Origin of the sequence: Micromonospora coxensis, from assembly GCF_900090295.1 — a bacterium.
GTDB classification, from domain to species: domain Bacteria; phylum Actinomycetota; class Actinomycetes; order Mycobacteriales; family Micromonosporaceae; genus Micromonospora; species Micromonospora coxensis.
Genome location: NZ_LT607753.1, coordinates 6,273,527 through 6,295,602, shown reverse-complemented (window position 1 = coordinate 6,295,602; position 22,076 = coordinate 6,273,527). Strand labels below are relative to the sequence as shown.

Below are 22,076 nucleotides of genomic sequence, written 5' to 3'. Positions count from 1 at the left end.
AACGCCGCCGCGAACACCGGGAATGCGGCGTACAGATCCCGGCCCATGCCGGCACGCTGCGCGCCCTGACCGGAGAAGAGGACGGCGAGCTGGCCGCGTGCGGTGGCGCTGCCGGTGACCACGGCGCCGGAGGGCTCGCCGGTGTCGAGGGCGCGCAGCGCGGCGAGCAGGTCGTCCCGGTCGGCGACCAGGGCGACGGCCCGCTGTTCGAGGGCGGGTCGGGTGGTCACCGACGACCACGCCACGTCCACCGGACGCAGCGACCCGTCGTCGGCCAGCCACCGCGCCCACCGGCCCGCCTGCGCGGCGCGGGCGGCGTCGGTACGCGCGGAGAGCAGCACCGGCACGACCGGCGTCTGCCGCTCGACCACCTCGCCGTCGACCACGGGCGGCGACGGCGGCTGCTCGATGATGACGTGGGCGTTGGTGCCGGAGATGCCGAACGACGACACCGCCGCCCGGCGAGGCCGGTCCACCTGCGGCCACGGGGTCGCCTCGGTGGCCAGGGCCACCGCCCCGGCCGTCCAGTCGATGTGCGGCGACGGCTCGTCCACGTGCAGGGTCGGCGGCACCAGGCCGTGCCGCATGGCGAGCACCATCTTGATCACCCCGGCGACGCCGGCGGCGGCCTGGGTGTGGCCGATGTTGGACTTGATCGAGCCGAGCAGCAGTGGCCGGTCGGCGGGCCGGTCCTGCCCGTAGGTGGCGAGCAGGGCCTGCGCCTCGATCGGGTCGCCGAGGGTGGTGCCGGTGCCGTGGGCCTCCACGACGTCGACCTGTGCCGGGCTGAGCCGGGCGTTGGCGAGGGCCTGGCGGATGACGCGCTGCTGGGACGGCCCGTTGGGGGCGGTGAGCCCGTTGGACGCGCCGTCCTGGTTGACCGCCGTGCCGCGCACCACGGCCAGGATCCGCCGGCCGTCGCGGCGGGCGTCGGAGAGCCGCTGCACGAGCAGGACGCCGACGCCCTCGGACCAGCCGGTGCCGTCGGCCGACGCCGCGAACGACTTGCACCGCCCGTCCGGCGACAGCCCCCGCTGCCGGGAGAACTCGATGAACGTGCCGGGCGTGGCCATCACCGTCACGCCACCGGCCAGCGCCAGGTCGCACTCCCCCGACCGCAGCGCCTGCGCGGCCAGGTGCAGCGCCACCAGCGACGACGAGCAGGCGGTGTCGACGGTGACGGCCGGTCCTTCCAGGCCGAAGGTGTAGGCGACCCGCCCGGACAGCACGCTGCCGGAGGTGCCGGTGCCGACGTACCCCTCCACCTCGGCGGGCAGGTCCATCAACCGGGTCGCCCAGTCGTGGTACATCACCCCGGCGAACACACCGGTACGGCTGCCGCGCAGCCGCGCCGGGTCGAGGCCGGCGGACTCGAACGTCTCCCACGAGGTCTCCAGCAGCAGCCGCTGCTGCGGGTCCATCGCCAGCGCCTCACGGGGGCTGATGCCGAAGAAGCCCGGGTCGAACTCGGCTGCCCCGTACAGGAACCCGCCGTGGCGGGCGTACGAGGTGCCGCTGTGGTTCGGGTCCGGGTCGAAGAGGGACTCCAGGTCCCAGCCGCGGTCGGCGGGGAACTCCCCGACGCCGTCCCCGCCGGTGGCCAGCAACTCCCAGAGCTGGTCGGGGCTCTGCACCCCGCCCGGGTAGCGGCAGGCCATACCGACGATGGCGATCGGCTCGTCGGTGCCGGTGGTGGCGCTGACGGCCACCTCGGCCGCCGATCCGGGTACGCCGGCCAGCTCGGACCACAGGTGCGCGGCGAGCACGGCCGGGGTCGGGTAGTCGAAGACCAGCGTGGAGCCCAGCCGCAGCCCGGTCGCCGCGTTGATCCTGTTGCGCAGGTCCACCGCCGTCAGCGAGTCGAAACCCAGCTCTCGGAACGCCCGGTCGGCGGGCACCGCCTCGGCGCCGCCGTGCCCGAGGACCTGGGCGACGAGGCCCCGGACCAGGAGCGCGAGCTGTGCGCGGCCCTCGTCGTCGGTGAGCCCGGCGAGCCGGTCGGCCCACCCGTTCCCGCTCACCTGCCGTCTGGTCGCGCCGACCAGGGTCCGCAGCATCGGCGGTACGACGCCACCGGAGGCGGCGGCCCGCAGGGCGGGCACGTCGATGGTCGCCGGCACCAGCACCGGCCGTCCTGTCGTAAGGGCGGCGTCGAAGAGCGCCAGCCCGGTCTCTGCACTCATCGGGGTCAGACCCGCGCGGGCCGAGCGGGCCCGGTCGGCCTCGGACACCGAGGCCGCCATCCCGTCGGTGTCCCACATCCCCCACGCCAACGACACCGCCGGCAGACCCGCCCGCCGCCGGAACCACGCCAAACCGTCCAGGAACGTGTTCCCCGCCGCGTACGCCCCCTGACCGGGCGAGCCGAGCACCCCGGCCACCGACGAGAACATCACGAACAGATCCAGATCCAGACCCGCCGTCACCTCGTGCAGATGCCAGCCGGCATCCACCTTCGGCGCGAGCACCGCCGCCAACCGCTCGGCGGTCAGCCCCTCGACCACACCGTCGTCGAGCACACCGGCCGTGTGCACCACACCGGCGAGCCGGCCGGCGGCGGTGACCTCGTCGACCAGCGACCGCACCGCGTCCCGGTCGGTCACGTCGCACGCCACCACCCGCACCGACGCACCCAGCCCGGACAGCCGGTCCACCAGCGCGTCCGCACCCGCAGCGCCACGCCGGGACGCGAGCACCAGCGACCGCACCCCGTACGCCGACACCAGATGCTCCGCCACCAGCGCGCCCAACGCACCGGTACCACCGGTCACCAGCACCGTGCCCGCACCGACGACGACCTCCGCCGCAGAGCCTGGCGCGCGTACCAGGCGCGGCACCCACACCTCACCGGCCCGCACCGCCAGCTGGCCGCCAGCGGGGTCGTCGAGGGTGGCGGCGAGCACGCTCAGCAGGTCGGGCGTCAGGTCGCCGGTCGGCGCGTCGGCGTCCAGGTCCGCCAGGACGATACGGCCGGGGTGTTCCGACTGCGCCGACCGGAGCAGGCCCCACACGGCAGCGCCGGCCAGGTCGGCCATCCGGTCGCCGTCGCGGGCGACGACCGCGCCCCGGGTCACCGCGACGAGGGTCGCGCCGGCGAGCGCGTCGGCGGCGAGCCAGGCCCGCACCACGCCGAGGACGCGCGAGGTCACCGACCGGGCGTATCCGGGCAGGTCGTCGACCTGCGCGGGCGTGGCGGGGACCGGCAGCACGAGGGCGCGCGGGGCGTCGGCCCCGGCGGCGACCGCGGCGAGCACCGCCGCCACGTCCGGGTACGCCGGCAGCCCGGCCGGACGCTCGGCGTCCCCGGCGAGCAGCGCCCAGCCGGTGACCGGCGTGGTAGGGGTGAGCGGGGCCAACTGCCAGGACACCTCGAACAGGGACCGGGCGGCGGCGTTCGGCGCGGCCATCCCGGTCAGCTCGCGCAGCACCAGGGAGTCCACCGACACCACCGGGACACCCGACTCGTCCACCGCGACGAGACGGACTCCCCCGCCGGTACGGGTCAGCCGCACCCGCAGCGTCCGCGCCCCCGAGGCGTGCACCTGCACACCCTCGAACGCGAACGGCACCCGAGGCGCGGACCCCTCCTCGGACAGCAGCAACCCGATCGGATGCAGCGCGGCGTCCAGCAGCGCCGGGTGCACCCCGAAGCGCACCGCCTCACCGGCCGTCTCCTCCGGCAGCGCCACCTCGGCGTACACCTCGCCGTCACCGGCCCACGCCCGACGCAACCCCTGGAACACCGGCCCGTACGACAGGCCGAGCCCGGCCAGCGCGTCGTACCAGCCCGACAGGTCCACCTCGGAGACTCCGACCGGCGGCCACTGCCCCACGGTCGGCTCGTCGGCCGACGCCACGTCGAGCACCCCGTCGGCGTGCCGGGTCCAGGCCGCCTCGGGGTCGTCCTCGGGTCGGGAGTGGATGGTCACGGCACGGTACGGGGAGTCGGCGGGCCCGTCGACCCGTACCTGGAGACGGATGCCTCCGGTGTCGGGGAGGACCAGCGGCGTGGCGACGGTCAGTTCCCGCAGCCGGGAGAGGCCGGCCTCGTCGCCGGCGCGTACAGCCAGTTCGACGAGCGCGGCGCCCGGGACGAGGGTCAGGCCGGCGACCGTGTGGTCGGCGAGCCAGGGGTGCGTGGCCAGGGAGAGTCGGCCGGTCAGCACCACCTCGCCGTCGCCGGCCAGGTCGACCGTCGCGCCGAGCAGCGGGTGGCCGGCGTCGCCGAGCCCTGCTCCCGACACGTCACCGATGCGGGGGCGGGGGGCCGAGGGCCAGTACCGCTGGTGCGCGAAGGCGTACGTGGGCAGGTCGACCCGCCGTGCGCCGGTGTCGGCGAACCACTGCCGCCAGGTGACGGGCACCCCGGCGACGTGCAGCTCGGCCAGGGCGGCGAGCAGCGCCTGTACCTCGGTGCGGTCCTTGCGCTGGGCGGCCACGGCGAGCACACCGTCGTCGGGGAGCGCGTCGGCGGTCATCGCCGTCAGGACGCTCTGCGGCCCGATCTCCAGGAACGTGTCCACCCCGGCCTTGCGCAGGGCGGTGATGCCGTCGGCGAACCGGACCGCCTCACGCACGTGCCGCACCCAGTAGTCGGAGGTGCGGATCTCGTCGGGGTCGGCCAGCGCCCCGGTCAGGTTGGACACGATCGGCAGCAGCGGGGCCGCGAACGACAACCCGTCGAGAACCGCCCGGAACTCGTCGAGCATCGGCGCCATCAGCGGGCTGTGGAACGCGTGGCTCACGGTCAGCCGGCGGGTCCGGATGCCCCGGTCCCGCCAGGCCCGCTCCACCTGGTCGAGCGCGTCGACGGGGCCGGCCACCACGACCGAGGTCGGCCCGTTGACGGCGGCGACACCGACGTCGGCCAGCCCGTCGAGCGTCGGCAGCACGTCCGCCTCGGACGCGGCCACCGCGAGCATCCCGCCACCGGCCGGCAACGCCTGCATCAACCGACCCCGCGCCGCGACCAACGCGCACGCGTCCGCCAGCGACAGCACCCCCGCCACGTGCGCGGCCGTGATCTCCCCGACCGAATGCCCACCCACGAAGTCCGGCACCACACCCAACGACTCCACCAGGCGGAACAACGCCACCTCGACCGCGAACAACCCAGCCTGGGTGAACACCGTCTGATCCAGCAGCCCGGACTCGTCGGCGAACAGCACCTGCCGCAACGGCTGCGGCAGCAACGGATCCAGGTGCGCGCACACCTCGTCCAACGCCGCCGCGAACACCGGGAACGTCGCCGACAGCTCCCGGCCCATGCCGGCGCGCTGCGCGCCCTGACCGGAGAAGAGCAGGGCCAGGTGCCCGCGCGGTACTGCCGCGCCGGTGACGGCCGTCCCGGTGGGCTCGCCGGCGGCGAGGGCGCGCAGGCCGGCGATCAGCCCGGCGCGGTCGGCCGCGGTCACCACGGCCCGCTGCTCCAACACCGCACGGGTGGTCACCGACGACCACGCCACGTCCACCGGACGCAGCGACTCGTCGTCGGCCAGCCACCGCGCCCACCGGCCGGCCTGCCCGGCCAGGGCCGCCTGCGACCGGGCGGAGAGCAGCACCGGCACGGTGGTGGCCGGCTCGGCATCGGGGCGGGCGGGCGGCACGATCTCGCCGTCGATCACGTCGGCGGGCGGCTGCTCGATGATGACGTGGGCGTTGGTGCCGGAGATGCCGAACGACGACACCGCCGCCCGACGGGGCCGGTCCACCTGCGGCCACGGGGTCGCCTCGGTGGCCAGGGCCACCGCCCCGGCCGTCCAGTCGACGTGCGGGGACTGCTCGTCGACGTGCAGAGTGGGCGGCACCAGGCCGTGCCGCATGGCGAGCACCATCTTGATGACCCCGGCGACCCCGGCGGCGGCCTGGGTGTGGCCGATGTTCGACTTGACCGACCCGAGCCAGAGCGGACGGTCGGCCGGCCGGTCCTGCCCGTAGGTGGCCAGCAGGGCCTGCGCCTCGATCGGGTCGCCGAGGGTGGTGCCGGTGCCGTGCGCCTCGACGGCGTCCACGTCGGCCGTGGACAGTCCGGCGTTCGCGAGGGCCTGCCGGATCACCCGCTGCTGCGACGGCCCGTTCGGGGCGGTCAACCCGTTGGACGCACCGTCCTGGTTGACCGCCGTGCCGCGCACGATCGCGTACACCCGGCGACCCTCGCGCCGGGCGTCGGAGAGGCGTTGGACCAGGAGCATGCCCACGCCCTCGGACCAGCCGGTGCCGTCGGCCGACGCCGCGAACGACTTGCACCGCCCGTCCGGCGACAGGCCCCGCTGCCGGGAGAACTCCACGAACGTCCCCGGCGTCGCCATCACCGTCACGCCACCGGCCAACGCCAGATCGCACTCCCCCGACCGCAGCGCCTGCGCGGCCAGGTGCAACGCCACCAACGACGACGAACACGCCGTGTCGACCGTGACGGCCGGGCCTTCCAGGCCGAACGTGTACGCCACCCGCCCGGACAGCACGCTGCCGGAGGTGCCGGTGCCGACGTAGCCTTCGGCGTCCGGCGGCAGGTCGGCCAGCCGGGAGGCGTAGTCGTGGTACATGACCCCGGCGAAGACACCGGTACGGCTGCCGCGCAGCCGCTGCGGGTCCAGACCGGCGGACTCGAACGTCTCCCACGAGGTCTCCAGCAGCAGCCGCTGCTGCGGGTCCATGGCGATCGCCTCGCGGGGCGAGATGCCGAAGAACGCCGGGTCGAAGTCCGCCGCGTCGCGCAGGAACCCGCCGTGCCGGGTGTACGAGGTGCCGCTGTGGTTCGGGTCCGGGTCGAAGAGGGACTCCAGGTCCCAGCCCCGGTCGGCGGGGAACTCCGAGATGCCCTCCCCACCGGCGGCGAGCAGTTCCCAGAGCTGGTCGGGGCTCGCCACGTCCCCCGGGTAGCGGCAGGCCATGCCGACGATGGCGATCGGCTCGTCCGTGCCGACGGCGCGCACCGCCGACCGGCGGGCGGTGAGCTGGCCGGACACCTGCGCGTGGAGGTGCTCGGCGAGCACGGCCGGGGTCGGGTAGTCGAAGACCAGCGTGGAGGCCAGCCGCAGCCCGGTCGCCGCGTTGATCCGGTTACGCAGGTCCACCGCGGTCAACGAGTCGAAACCCAGCTCCCGGAACGCCCGGTCGGCGGGCACCGCGTCCGCGCCACCGTGCCCGAGCACCTGTGCCACCAGGCCCCGGACCAGCAGGTCGATCCGGGCGCGGGCGTCGTCGGGTGCGAGGCCGGCGAGCTGGTCGGCCCAGTCGCCGCCCTGCCCGGCCTGCCGGCGGGTGGTGCTCGCGCCGACCAGGGTACGCAGCACGGCCGGCACCGGGCCGGCGCCGAGGGCGGCCCGCAGGGCGGGTACGTCGAGCACGGCCGGCACCGGCGCCGGAAGGCCCGCCGCGAGCGCGGCGTCGAAGAGCGCCAGCCCGGTCTCGGCACTCATCGGGGTCAGACCCGCGCGGGCCGAGCGGGCCCGGTCGGCCTCGGACACCGAGGCCGCCATCCCGTCGGTGTCCCACATCCCCCACGCCAACGACACCGCCGGCAGACCCACCTGCCGCCGGAACCACGCCAAACCGTCCAGGAACGTGTTCCCCGCCGCGTACGCCCCCTGACCGGGCGAGCCGAGCACCCCGGCCACCGACGAGAACATCACGAACAGATCCAGATCCAGACCCGCCGTCACCTCGTGCAGATGCCACGCCGCGTCCACCTTCGGCGCGAGCACCCGGGCCAGCCCACCGGCGGTGATACCGGTGACGACACCGTCGTCCAGCACGCCCGCCGTGTGCACCACACCCGCGAGCCGGCCGGTGGCGGTGACCTCATCGACCAGCGACCGCACCGCGTCCCGGTCGGTCACGTCGCACGCCACCACCCGCACCGACGCACCCAGCCCGGACAGCCGGTCCACCAACGCCGCCGCGCCGGCGGCGTCCATCCCCCGCCGCGAGGCGAGCACCAGCGACCGCACCCCGTACGCCGACACCAGATGCTCCGCCACCAGCGCGCCCAACGCACCGGTGCCACCGGTCACCAGCACCGTGCCCGCACCGACGACGACCTCCGCTGAGGAGCCCGACGCCCGCACCAGGCGCGGCACCCACACCTCACCGGCCCGCACCGCCACCTGGCCGCCGGTCGGGTCGTCGGCGGCGCGGGCGAGCAGGCCCCGCACGTCGGGGTCCAGGTCGCCGTCAACGTCGGCCAGGACGATCCGGCCCGGGTGCTCGGACTGCGCCGCGCGCAGCAGGCCCCACACGGCCGCGCCGGCCAGGTCGTCGACCCGGTCGGCGGGGTGCGCCGCCACGGCGCCCCGGGTGACCACGACGAGTCGCGTGTCGGCGAGCGCGTCGGCGGCCAGCCATGCCTGGGTGACGGCGAGGACGTCGGCGGTGAGGGCCCGGATGGTGTCCGGGACGGCGGCGTCGCGGCCGGCGGGCAGCGGCAGCAGCAGCGCCCGGGGCGCGGTGGTCCGGCCGGTCTCGACCGCCTCGGTCAGGGCCGCGATGTCCGGGTACGCCGGCAGGTCCGGCAGCCCGGCCGGCGTGGCCGACAGCAGGGCCCAGCCGGACGTCTCGGCGGGGGTGAGGTCCTCGGCCTGCCAGGCGAGGGTGAACAGGGAGCGGGCCGCTGCGCCGGGCGCGACGACGCCGGTCAGCTCGCGCAGCACCAGGGAGTCCACCGACACCACCGGGACACCCGACTCGTCCACCGCGACGAGACGGACTCCCCCGCCGGTACGGGTCAGCCGCACCCGCAGCGTCCGCGCCCCCGAGGCGTGCACCTGCACACCCTCGAACGCGAACGGCACCCGAGGCGCGGACCCCTCCTCGGACAGCAGCAACCCGATCGGATGCAACGCGGCGTCCAGCAGCGCCGGGTGCACCCCGAAGCGCACCGCCTCACCGGCCGTCTCCTCCGGCAGCGCCACCTCGGCGTACACCTCGCCGTCACCGGCCCACGCCCGACGCAACCCCTGGAACACCGGCCCGTACGACAGGCCGAGCCCGGCCAGCGCGTCGTACCAGCCCGACAGGTCCACCTCGGAGACTCCGACCGGCGGCCACTGCCCCACGGTCGGCTCGTCGGCCGACGCCACGTCGAGCACCCCGTCGGCGTGCCGTACCCAGTCGGGGTCGCCGTCGGACTGCGAGTGCACCGCGACCGGCCGCGCGCCGCTGTCGTCGGGCGGGCCGACGCGGACCTGGACGCGGACCGCGCCGGTGTCGGCCAGCACCAGCGGGGCGGCGATGGTCAGCTCCCGCAGCCGGGGCACGCCCGCCTCGTCGCCGGCCCGGACGGCCAGTTCGACCAGGGCCGTACCGGGGACGACCACCACACCGGCGACGGTGTGGTCGGCGAGCCACGGGTGGGTGGCGACCGACAGCCGGCCGGTGAGCACCACCATGTCCTCGCCGGCGACGGTGACCGCCGCCCCGAGCAGCGGGTGCCCGGCCGCGCCGAGCCCGGCGCCGGTCACGTCACCCGCCCTGGCCCGGCCGATGCCGAGCCAGTAGCGCTCGTGCTGGAAGGCGTACGTGGGCAGGTCGACGCGCTGCGGGTCCGCCCCGGCGTACCACTGCGGCCAGGTGACGGCGACGCCGTGCACGTGCAGGTCGGCCAGGGCGGCGAGCAGCGCCTGCGCCTCGGCGCGGTCCCTGCGCTGGGCGGCCACCGCGAGCACACTCTCGTCGTCGGGCAGCACGTCGGCGGTCATCGCGGTCAGGACGCTCTGCGGCCCGATCTCCAGGAACGTGTCGACGCCGGCCGCGCGCAGGGCGGTGATGCCGTCGGCGAAGCGGACGGCCTCGCGGACGTGGCGTACCCAGTAGTCGGGGCGGGTCAGCTCCTGCGGGTCGGCGAGGGCGCCGGTCAGGTTGGACACGACGGGCACGAGCGGCGCCCGGAACACCAGTCCGTCGAGGACGGCGCGGAACTCGTCGAGCATCGGCGTCATCAGTGGGCTGTGGAAGGCGTGGCTGACGGTGAGCCGGCGGGTGCGCACGCCCCGGCCCTGCCAGGTCCGCTCCACCTCGTCCAAGGCGTCGAGCGCGCCGGAGACCACGACGGCGGTCGGCCCGTTGACAGCGGCGATCCCCACGTCGGCCAGACCGTCCAGCGTCGGCAGCACGTCCGCCTCGGACGCGGCCACCGCGAGCATCCCGCCACCGGCCGGCAACGCCTGCATCAACCGACCCCGCGCCGCGACCAACGCGCACGCGTCCGCCAGCGACAGCACCCCCGCCACGTGCGCGGCGGTGATCTCCCCGACCGAATGCCCACCCACGAAGTCCGGCACCACACCGAACGACTCGACGAGCCGGAACAGCGCCACCTCGACCGCGAACAGGCCGGCCTGGGTGAACACGGTCTGGTCCAGCAGCCCGGTCTCGTCGGTGAAGAGCACCGACTTGAGCGGCTGCGGCAGCAGCGGGTCCAGGTGGGCGCACACCTCGTCCACCGCGGCGGCGAACACCGGGAACGCGGCGTACAGCTCACGGCCCATGCCGGCGCGCTGCGCGCCCTGGCCGGAGAAGAGCACCGCGAGCGGACCCCGGGCCGTGCCGGCGCCGGTGACGACGGTGCCGGCCGGGGTGCCGGCAGCGAGGGCGCGCAGCCCGGCCAGCAGTTCCTCCCGGTCCGCCGCCGCGACGACCGCGCGGTGTTCCAGGACGGCCCGGCCGGTGACGGACGACCAGCCCACGTCGACCGGGCGCAACTCCTGGTCGGCGGCGAGCCACCCGGCCCAGCGCTGCGCCTGGGCGGCGAGGGCGGCGTCGGTGCGCGCGGACAGCAGCACCGCCGCCGCCGGGGTGGCCGGCGCGGGCGCGTCCGCAGCCGAGGGGCGAGCCCCGGCGGGCGGTTGCTCGATGATCACGTGGGCGTTGGTGCCGCTGACGCCGAACGAGGAGACTGCGGCGCGGCGGGGTCGGCCCGTCTGCGGCCAGGGCTGCGCCTCGGTGAGCAGTTCGACCGCGCCGGCCGTCCAGTCGATGTGCGGGGACGGCTCGTCCACGTGCAGGGTGCGCGGCATGGTCCCGTGCCGCATCGCCATGATCATCTTGATGATGCCGGCGACCCCGGCGGCGGCCTGGGTGTGGCCGATGTTGGACTTGATCGACCCGAGCCAGAGCGGACGGTCGGCCGGCCGGTCCTGCCCGTAGGTGGCCAGCAGGGCCTGTGCCTCGATCGGGTCGCCGAGGGTGGTGCCGGTGCCGTGCGCCTCGACGGCGTCCACGTCGGCGGTGGACAGTCGGGCGTTCGCGAGGGCCTGCCGGATGACCCGCTGCTGCGACGGGCCGTTGGGTGCGGTCAGCCCGTTGGACGCGCCGTCCTGGTTGACCGCCGTGCCGCGTACCACGGCCAGGATCCGCCGGCCGTCGCGGCGGGCGTCGGAGAGCCGTTGCACGAGGAGCATGCCCACGCCCTCGGACCAGCCGGTGCCGTCGGCCGACGCGGCGAACGACTTGCACCGCCCGTCCGGGGACAGGCCCCGCTGCCGGGAGAACTCCACGAACGTCCCCGGCGTCGCCATCACCGTCACGCCACCGGCCAACGCCAGATCGCACTCGCCGCTGCGCAGCGCCTGTACGGCCAGGTGCAGCGCTACCAGCGACGACGAGCACGCCGTGTCCACGGTCACCGCCGGGCCTTCCAGGCCGAAGGTGTAGGCCACCCGCCCGGAGACCACGCTGCCGGAGTTGCCGGTGCCGATGTAGCCCTCCAGCCCGTCCGGCAGCTCCTGCACCTGCGAGGCGTAGTCGTGGTACATCAGGCCGGCGAACACGCCGGTGCGGCTGCCGCGTACCCGCGCCGGGTCGAGGCCGGCGGACTCGAACGTCTCCCAGGACGCCTCCAGCAGCAGCCGCTGCTGCGGGTCCATCGCGACGGCCTCCCGGGGCGAGATGCCGAAGAAGGCGGGGTCGAACGCGGCCGCCCCGGTGAGGAAGCCGCCGTGCCGGGCGTACGAGGTGCCGGGGTGGTCGGGGTCCGGGTGGTACAGCGAGTCCAGGTCCCAGCCCCGGTTGGTGGGGAACTCGCCGATGCCGTCGCCGCCGGCGACCAGCAGCCGCCAGAGCTGCTCGGGGTTGTCCACCCCGCCCGGGTAGCGGCAGGCCATGCCGACGATCGCGATCGGCTCGTCGACGCCGGTGGCGGCGACCACGTCGGGCCGGGCGGCGACCGCGCCGGTGAGTTGCTCGTGCACGTGGGCGGCGAGGGCGCCCGGGGTCGGGTAGTCGAAGACCAGCGTGGAGGCCAGCCGCAGCCCGGTCGCCGCGTTGATCCGGTTACGCAGGTCCACCGCCGTCAGCGAGTCGAACCCCAGCTCCCGGAACGCCCGGTCGGCGGGCACCGCGTCCGCGCCACCGTGCCCGAGCACCTGCGCCACCAGGCCCCGGACCAGGATGTCGACCTGGGCGCGGGCCTCGTCGGGGGCGAGCGTGGCCAGCCGCTGCGCGAGGCCGCCGGCCGCCGCGCCGCCGGCCTGCCGCCGGGCGGTCACCGTCCCGACCAGGGCACGCCAGATCGGCGGTACGCCGGTGGTGGTGGCCGCCGCGCGCAGGGCCGGCACGTCGACGACGGCGGGGACGAGGGCGGGGGTGTCGGTGGCGACGGCCGCGTCGAGCAGCGCGACGCCGACGGGTGCGGTGATCAGGCCGAGGCCGGAGCGGGTGACCCGGGAGCGGTCGGCGGCGCTGAGGGTGGCCGCCATGCCGTCGGTGTCCCACATGCCCCAGGCCAGCGCGTGCGCGGGCAGGCCGCGGCCCCGACGGTGGGCGGCGAGGGCGTCCAGGAAGCTGTTGGCCGCCGCGTACGCGCCCTGGCCCGGGGAGCCGAGCACCCCGGCGATGGAGGAGAAGACGACGAACAGATCGAGGTCCAGCTCGGCGGTGGCCTGGTGCAGCCACCAGGCGGCGTCGACCTTCGGGGCGAGCACCCGGGCCAGCCGGTCCGGGTCGATGCCGGTGACGACGGCGTCGTCGAGCACACCGGCGGTGTGCACCACGCCGGCGAGCCGGTCGCCGTCGGTGAGCTGCCCGACGAGGGCGCGCACGGCGGCGGGGTCGGTGACGTCGCAGGCGAGCACCCGGACCCGGGCGCCGTGGGCGGTCAGCTCGGCGGCCAGGTCGGCCGCGCCGGCGGCGTCGGGGCCACGCCGGCTGACCAGGGCGAGGGATTCCACGCCCCACTCGGTGACGAGGTGCCGGGCGAGCAGGGCGCCGAGGGCGCCGGTGCCGCCGGTGACCAGCACGGTGCCGCCGCGCAGCCGTGGGGTGTCCGTGGGCGGGGTGTCGGCGCGTACCAGACGGGGGGTCAACGCCGTGTCGCCACGGACCGCGAGCTGCGCCGCGGCCGGGTCGTCGGCGGCGGCCGCGAGCAGCGCGACGGCCGCCGCGTCGAGGTCCCGGTCGAGGTCGGCCAGGACGATCCGGCCGGGGTGCTCGGACTGGGCGGAGCGCAGCAGGCCCCGGACGGCCGCGCCGGCCAGGTCCTCGGCCGGGTCGCTGTCGGTGGCCCGCACCGCGTGGCGGGTGACCACGGCGAGGCGGGTGTCGGCGAGGTCGTCGGCGGCCAGCCACTCCTGCACGGCGGCGAGCACGTCGGTGGTGACCGCCCGGACCGCCGCCGGCAGCTCGCCGGCCGGCGTCGCGGGCACCGGCAGCAGGACCAGTCCGGGTACGTCGCCGGCCGCGACCAGGTCGGCGACCCCGGGGTACGCGGGGATGCCGGGCAGGGCCGGGTGGGGCGCGCCCAGCAGGGCGGTGGCGGGCGGCTCGGTGGGGGTGAGCGTCTCGGCGTGCCAGGCGACGCGGAACAGCGACCGGGCGGCAAGGGTGGCCGCCGACGGGTCGACGCCGGTCATCTCGCGCAGCACGAGGGAGTCGACGGAGACCACCGGGCGGTCGGTGTCGTCCACGGCGAGCAGCCGCACGGCCGACCCGGCGCGGGTGAGCCGGACGCGGAGGGTGTCCGCCCCGACGGCGTGCACCTGGACGCCCTCGAACGCGAACGGCGCCTTGGGTCCGCCGGTGCCGTCGCCGGGCAGCAGGGCGGTGGGGTGCAGGGCGGCGTCGAGCAGCGCGGGGTGCACGCCGAAGCCGGCGTTGCCGTCGCCGGTGGCGGCGGGCAGGGTCACCTCGGCGTAGACGGTGTCGTCGCCGGCCGTCCAGGCGCGGCGCAGGCCCTGGAACACCGGCCCGTACGTCATGCCGTGCCCGGCGAGGGCCGGGTACCAGCCGGCGAGGTCGACCTCGTCGGCGTGCGCCGGGGGCCACGCGCCGAGACCGGTGTCGTCGGTCGGGTCGACGGCGGTGAGCACCCCCTCGGCGTGCCGCACCCAGTCGCCGTCGGGGTCGTGGTCGGGCTGCGAGTGGACGGTGACGGGCCGCCAGCCGGCGTGGTCGCGGGGGCCGACGCGGACCTGCACCCGCACCGCGCCCCGGTCGGGCAGCACGAGCGGGGCGGCGATGGTCAGCTCCCGCACCCGGCAGGGGCCGAACTCGTCGCCGGCGCGCAGCGCCAGCTCGATCAGCGCGGTACCGGGGACGACCACCGCGCCGGCCACCACGTGGTCGGCCAGCCACGGCTGGGCGGCCACGGAGAGCCGGCCGGTGAGCACGGCGGCGTCCTCGCCGGCCAGCCGGACGGCGGCGGCGAGCAGCGGGTGCCCGGCCGCGCCGAGGCCGGCGCCGGAGACGTCGGAGGCCCGGCCGGCGGGACGCAGCCAGAAGCGCTGCTGCGCGAAGGCGTACGTGGGCAGGTCGACCCGGGCCGGGGCGGCGTCGGCGAACAGCGGGGCCCAGTCGACGGTCCCGCCGGCGGCGTACAGCTCGGCCAGGCCGGCGAGCAGGGCGCGCGGCTCGGCGCGGTCGCGGCGCTGGACGGGCACGGCGAGGACGCCGTCGGCGGTGAGGGTCTCGCGGACCAGGGCGGTGAGCACCGCGCCGGGTCCGATCTCGACGAACGTGTCGACCCCGACCGCGCGCAGGGCGGTGATGCCGTCGGCGAAGCGGACCGCCTCGCGGACGTGTCGTACCCAGTAGTCGGGGCGGGTCAGCTCCTGCGGGTCGGCGAGGGCGCCGGTCAGGTTGGACACGATCGGGACCAGCGGCGCGGCGAAGCGCAGCCCGTCGAGGACGGCGCGGAACTCGTCGAGCATCGGTGCCATCAGCGGGCTGTGGAACGCGTGGCTGACGGTGAGCCGGCGGGTGCGCACGCCCCGGCCCTGCCAGGTCCGCTCCACCTCGTCGAGGGTGTCGAGGGCGCCGGAGACGACCACGGAGGTGGGCCCGTTGACGGCGGCGACGCCGACGTCGGCCAGCCCGTCCAGCGTCGGCAGCACGTCCGCCTCGGACGCGGCCACCGCGAGCATCCCACCACCGGCCGGCAACGCCTGCATCAACCGACCCCGCGCCGCGACCAACGCGCACGCGTCCGCCAGCGACAACACCCCCGCCACATGCGCGGCCGTGATCTCCCCGACCGAATGCCCACCCACGAAGTCCGGCACGATCCCGAACGACTCGACGAGACGGAACAACGCCACCTCGACCGCGAACAGGCCGGCCTGGGTGAACACGGTCTGGTCCAGCAGCCCGGTCTCGTCGGTGAAGAGCACCGACTTGAGCGGCTGCGGCAGCAGCGGGTCCAGGTGGGCGCACACCTCGTCCACCGCGGCGGCGAACACCGGGAACGCGGCGTACAACTCCCGGCCCATGCCGGCGCGCTGCGCGCCCTGGCCGGAGAAGAGCACCGCGACCGGGCCCCGGTCGGTGGCCCGCCCGGTGAGCACGGTGTCGCTGGGCTCGTCGGCGGCGAGGGCGGCCAGCGCGGCGGTCAGCTCGGCGTGGTCGGCGGCGAGCAGCACCGCGCGGTGCTCCAGGGCCGTCCGGGCGGTCAGCGAGGTCCAGGCGACGTCGACCAGGCGGGGCAGGCCGGCCGCGCCGAACCGGTCGGACCAGTGCCGGGCCTGCCGGGCCAGCCCGTCCTCGCCCCGGGCGGAGAGCAGCACCGGCGCCAGCGGCGGCGCGGTGGCGTCGACCATCTCGCCGGGGACGACCTCGGCGGGCGGCTGCTCGATGACGACGTGGGCGTTGGTGCCGCTGACCCCGAACGACGACACGGCGGCCCGGCGCGGCCGGTCCGTCCGCGGCCACGGCCGCGCCTCGGTCAGCAGTTCGACCGCGCCGGCCGACCAGTCGACGTGCGGGGTGGGCTCGTCGACGTGCAGGGTGCGGGGCAGGACGCCGTGCCGCAGCGCCTGCACCATCTTGATCACCCCGGCGACACCGGCGGCGGCCTGGGTGTGCCCGATGTTCGACTTGATCGAGCCGAGCCAGAGCGGACGGTCGGCCGGCCGGTCCTGCCCGTACGTCGCCAGCAGGGCCTGTGCCTCGATCGGGTCGCCGAGGGTGGTGGCGGTGCCGTGCGCCTCGACCACGTCGACGTCGGCGGGGGTGAGCCCGGCGTTGGTCAGCGCCTGCCGGATCACCCGCTGCTGGGACGGCCCGTTCGGGGCGGTCAGCCCGTTGGACGCGCCGTCCTGGTTGACCGCGCTGCCGCGCACCACGGCGAGGATCCGGTGGCCGTTGCGGCGGGCGTCGGAGAGCCGCTCGACGAGCAGCACACCGACGCCCTCGCCCCAGCCGGTGCCGTCGGCGGCGGCGGCGAAGGAGCGGCACCGGCCGTCGGCGGCGAGCCCGCCCTGCCGGGTGAACTCGACGAACGCGCCGGGGGTGACCATCACGGTCACGCCGCCGGCGACGGCGAGGTCGCACTCGCCCTGCCGCAGCGACTGCACGGCCAGGTGCAGCGCCACCAGCGACGACGAGCAGGCGGTGTCCACGGTGACGGCCGGCCCCTCCAGGCCGAACGTGTAGGCGACCCGGCCGGAGATGACGCTGTGCGCGCCGCCGGTGAGCCGGTAGCCGTCCAGGTCGGGGGTCTCGTCGCCGGTGCCGTAGCCGGACGGGGACGCCCCGACGAACACCCCGGTCGGGGTGCCGTGCAGCGCGTCCGGGGTGACGCCGGCCTGCTCGAACGCCTCCCAGGTGGCCTCCAGCAGCAGCCGCTGCTGCGGGTCCATCGCCAGCGCCTCGCGCGGGCTGATGCCGAAGAAGACCGGGTCGAAGTCGGTGGCGGTGTCGAGGAACCCGCCGTGGCGGGTGTACGAGCGTCCGGGAGCGTCGGGGTCGGCGGCGAACAGCCGGTCCAGGTCCCAGTGCCGGTCGGCGCGGAACTCGGTGATCCCGTCGCGTCCGGAGGCGACCAGGTCCCACAGCCCGTCGGGGTCGCTGACCCCGCCCGGGTAGCGGCAGCTCATCCCGACGATGGCGATCGGCTCGTCGGCAGCGACCGGCCCGCCCGCGCCGGCCGGCGCTCCGGCTTCGGCGGTGTCGTCCAGGCGCAGCAGGGCCGCCAGGTGGCCGGCGAGGGTGGCCGGGTTGGGGTAGTCGAAGATCAGCGTGGTGGGCAGGGTCAGCCCGGTCGCGGCGGTGAGCTGGTTGCGCAGCTCCACGGCGGTCAGCGAGTCGAAGCCGAGGTCCTTGAAGGCCCGCTTCGGCTTGACCGCGTCGGTGCCGGCGTGGCCGAGCACGGCCGCGGCGTGGTCGCGGACCAGGTCGGTCAGGTGCCGGTCCCGGTCGGCGCGGGTCAGGGCGGTCAGCTGGGCGCGCAGCGCGGTGGCGTGGTCGGCGCCGACGTCGGCGGGACGCGCGGCGAGGGCGTCACGGGCCTCGGCGATGTCGTCGAGCAGCGGGCGCGGCCGGGCCGACGCGTACGCGGGGGCGAACTGCTCCCAGTCGATGTCGGCGACGGTCAGGCAGGTCTCGCCGTGCTCGACGGCGCGGCGCAGGGCGAGCAGCGCGGCGGCCGGCTGCATCGGGTTGAGGCCACGGCGGCTGAGCAGCCGCTGCGCCTCCTCGGTGGTGGCCATGCCGCCCTCGGCCCAGGCGCCCCAGGAGATGGAGGTGGCGGTGAGCCCCCGGGCGCGGCGCTGCTCGGCGAGCGCGTCGAGGTACGCGTTCGCGGCCGCGTACGCGCCCTGCCCGCCGCTGCCCCAGACGCCGGAGATGGAGGCGAAGGTGACGAACGCGTCGAGCGGCCGGTCCCCGAGCAGTTCGTCGAGGTACGCCGCACCGGCGACCTTGCCGGCCAGCACGTGGTCGAGCACGTCGAGGTCGGTGTCGACAAGCGCGGTGAGCCGGGTGACCCCGGCGGCGTGCAGCACGGCGGTCAGCGGGGCGACCTCGTCCAGGCCGGCGACCAGCGCGGCGACCTGCGCGCGGTCGGCCATGTCGCAGGCGACGACGCTGACCCGTACCCCGGTGGCGGTCAGCTCGTCGGCCAGCTCGCGGGCGCCGGCCGCGTCGAGGCCCCGGCGGCTGGTGAGGACCAGGTGCGCGGCGCCGTTGGCGGCGAGCCAGCGGGCGGCCTGCGCGCCGATCGCGCCGGTGCCACCGGTGACCAGGACGGTGCCATGCGGCTGCCACGCGGTGACCTGCCGGGCGGCGCCGGCGGTGGCGCGGGCGAGCCGGCGCACGAAGGTGCCGTACGGGCGCACGGCGAACTGGTCCTCGTCGCCGCCGCCGGTGAGCAGGCGGGTGACCTCGGCCCAGGTCGTGTCGTCGGGCTCGGCGGGCAGGTCGACCAGGCCGCCCCAGCGGCGCGGGTGCTCCAGCCCGACCACCCGGGCCAGGCCCCACAGGGCGTGCTGCGCGGCGCTGGCCACCGGCTCGGCCGGGTCGGTGCCGACCCCGCCGACGGTGAGGCACCACAGCGGGGCGGGTACGTCGGCGTCCTGGAGCGCCTGCACGAGACGGGTGGTGGCGACCAGCCCGGTGGGGATGCCGGGGTGTCCCGGGTACTGCGCCTCGGCGAGGCCGAGCAGGCTGACCACGCCGGCCACCTCGGCGTCGCGGTGCCCGGCCAGCGCCTGGGCCAGGTCCTCGCGGCTGGTCGCGGCCGGGTCGACGGTGAGCCGCCGGACCGGCCGGCCGGCGACGGCGGCGAGCCGGTCCACCCAGCCGTCCACGGTGGCGTCGGCGGCGGGCAGCACCACCAGCAGGTCCCCGTCGACGGGCCGGCCGCCGGTCGGCCCGGCCGGCTTCCACACCACCCGGTACGACCAGCCGTCCAGCACGGCCCGCTGCAACCGGGCCCGGCGCCAGGACGACAGCACGGGCAGCGCCGGGGCGAGCACCTCCAGGTCGGCCGGTCCGTCGAGCTGGGCGGCGAGCGCGGCCACGTCGGAGCGTTCCACGGCCGACCAGAACTCCACGTCGACCACGTCCGGGCTGACCGGCCCGGCGGCGGTGGTGGCGGCCATCCGCTCCGGCCAGTAGCGCTGCCGCTGGAAGGCGTAGGTGGGCAGGTCGGTGAGGATCGGGGCGGGGGCGAGGATCCGCCGGTGGTCCACCGGCAGGCCGTGGGCGTGGGCCGCGGCGAGGCTGGTCAGCAGCCGTACGGTCGGGTCCTCGCCGCGTCGCAGGGTGGCCAGGGCCCGGCCGGTGACGCCGGTGTCGTCGAGGATGGCGGTCAGCGACATGCTCAGCACCGGGTGCGGGGAGACCTCGACGAAGTCGGTGTGGCCGGCGTCGAGCGCGGTCCGCACGGCGGTGTCGAACAGCACCGGCCGGCGCAGGTTGTCGGCCCAGTAGTCGGCGTCCAGGTCGGCGCCGTCGATCCAGCCGCCGGTGACGGTGGAGATGATCCGCACGTCGCCGTCGCGGGGCGTGACGTCGGCCAGGTCGGCGCGTATCCGGTCGGCGACCGGCTGGACGGCCGGCGAGTGCGAGGCGTAGTCGATGTCGATGGTGCGTACCCGGACGCCGTCGGCGGCGTACGCGGCGGCCAGGTCGGCGACGGCCTGCGGCGGCCCGGAGACCACCGTGGTGTTCGGGCCGTTGAGGACGGAGACGGTGATCCCGTCGGGCAGGTGGCCGGTGACCGCGTCGACGGGCAGGTCGATGGAGATCATCGCCCCGGTGCCGGCGATGCCGGTGAGGGCGCGGGCCCGCAGCGCGAGGATCTTCACCGCGTCGGCCAGGGTCAGCGCCCCGGCGACGTGGGCGGCGACGATCTCGCCCTGGGAGTGGCCGATGACCGCGCGGGGGGTCACCCCGGTGTGCCGCCACACCCGGGCCAGGCCCACGGCGACGGCGAACAAGGCCGGCTGGACGATCTCGGAGCGGGTCAGCCAGGTGTCGTCGTCGCCGGTGAGCACGGCGACGAGGTCGACGTCGAGCCAGCGGTCGAACTCGGCCTGGCACTCGGCCAGCGTCTCGTCGAAGACGGGGCAGGCGCCGATCAGTCCGGCGGCCATCGACACGTACTGGGCGCCCTGGCCGGGGAAGACCCAGACCGGGCCCTCGCCGGGCTCGCCGGCGACGCCGGTGACCACGGCGCCGGCGGGCGTGCCGGCGGCGAGGGCGTCGAGGCCGGCGAGCAGGTGCGCCGGGTCGGCGGCGACGACCGCCGCGCGGTGCTCGAACACCGACCGGGTGGTGGCCAGCGACCAGGCCACCCGGGCCGGGTCGGTCTCGTCGCGGTCGCGGAGGTGGCGGGCGAGCCGGGCGGCCTGCGCGCGCAGCGCCGGGACGGACCGGGCCGACAGCGTCCAGACGGTGGCGGGCGTGGTGAGCAGGGCGGGCTGCTGCGCCGGCACGGGGGGCGGGGCGGGCGCCGGGTCGGCCTGTTCCAGGATGACGTGGGCGTTGGTGCCGGAGATGCCGAACGACGACACGGCCGCCCGGCGGGCCCGGTCCACCTGCGGCCAGGGCCGGGCCTCGGTGAGCAGTTCGACCGCCCCGGCGGACCAGTCGATGTGCGGCGACGGGGCGTCGACGTGCAGGGTGGCCGGCAGCACGCCGTGCCGCATCGCCATGACCATCTTGATGATGCCGGCGATGCCGGCGGCGGACTGGCTGTGCCCGAGGTTCGACTTGACCGAGCCGAGCCAGAGCGGGTCGCCGTCGCGCTCCTGCCCGTACGTGGCGAGCAGCGCCTGCGCCTCGATCGGGTCGCCGAGGGTGGTGCCGGTGCCGTGCGCCTCGACGGCGTCCACGTCGGCGGGGGCGAGCCGGGCGTTGCTCAACGCCTGCCGGATCACCCGCTGCTGGGCGGGGCCGTTGGGGGCGGTGAGGCCGTTGGACGCGCCGTCCTGGTTGATCGCGGAGCCGCGGACCACGGCGAGGACGCGGTGGCCGTTGCGCTGGGCGTCGGAGAGCCGCTCGACGAGGAGCAGGCCGACGCCCTCGGCCCAGCCGGTGCCGTCGGCGGACGCGGCGAACGACTTGCACCGCCCGTCGGAGGCGAGGCCGCGCTGCCGGGAGAAGCCGACGAACGCGCTGGGGGTGGCCATCACGGTCACGCCGCCGGCCAGCGCCAGGTCGAACTCGCCGGAGCGCAGTGCCTGGCAGGCCAGGTGCAACGCGACGAGCGACGACGAGCAGGCGGTGTCCACGGTGACCGCCGGGCCCTCCAGGCCGAGGGCGTACGCGATACGCCCGGAGACGACGCTGGTGGCGGTGCCGGTGAGCAGGTAGCCCTCGTCGGCGCCGTCCGCGCCGCCGTCCTGCCCGACGCCGTAGCCGTTGGCGGCGGTGCCGACGAACACGCCGACCTTCTGCCCGCGCATCGCGGACGGGGCGATGCCGGCGCTCTCGAACGCCTCCCAGGAGGTCTCCAGCAGCAGCCGCTGCTGCGGGTCCATGGCCAGCGCCTCACGGGGGCTGACGCCGAAGAACTCGGCGTCGAACTCGGCCGCGTCGTACAGGAAGCCGCCCTGACGGGTGGTGGAGCGCCCGACCCGGTCCGCCGACGGGTCGTAGAGGTTGTCCAGGTCCCAGCCCCGGTCGGTGGGGAAGCCGCCGATGGCGTCGCCCCCGGAGGCGACCAGGTCCCACAGCTGGTCGGGGCCGGACACCCCGCCCGGGTAGCGGCAGGACATCGCCACGATGGCGACCGGTTCCCGGGCCGCCGCGCTGAGCTGCTGGTTGAGCTGCTTGAGCCGGCTGGTCTCCTTGAGCGAAGCCCGAAGCGCCTCGACGACCTTATCTGCAGACGTGGACATCATGTACTCCGTACGTGGGAC

General features: G+C 76.2%; 1 protein-coding gene (cut by a window edge). It reads right to left on the bottom strand.

The window, feature by feature from the left end:
* A protein-coding gene (locus GA0070614_RS28375; RefSeq protein WP_088978818.1) for a type I polyketide synthase crosses the window boundary here: on the bottom strand, positions 1-22,055 show its 5' portion. It extends 7,579 nt beyond the left edge of the window; only the first 22,055 of its 29,634 coding nucleotides appear in the window; it begins with the start codon at positions 22,053-22,055; the stop codon falls past the left edge of the window.
* Between the last annotated feature and the right edge of the window lie 21 nt (positions 22,056-22,076).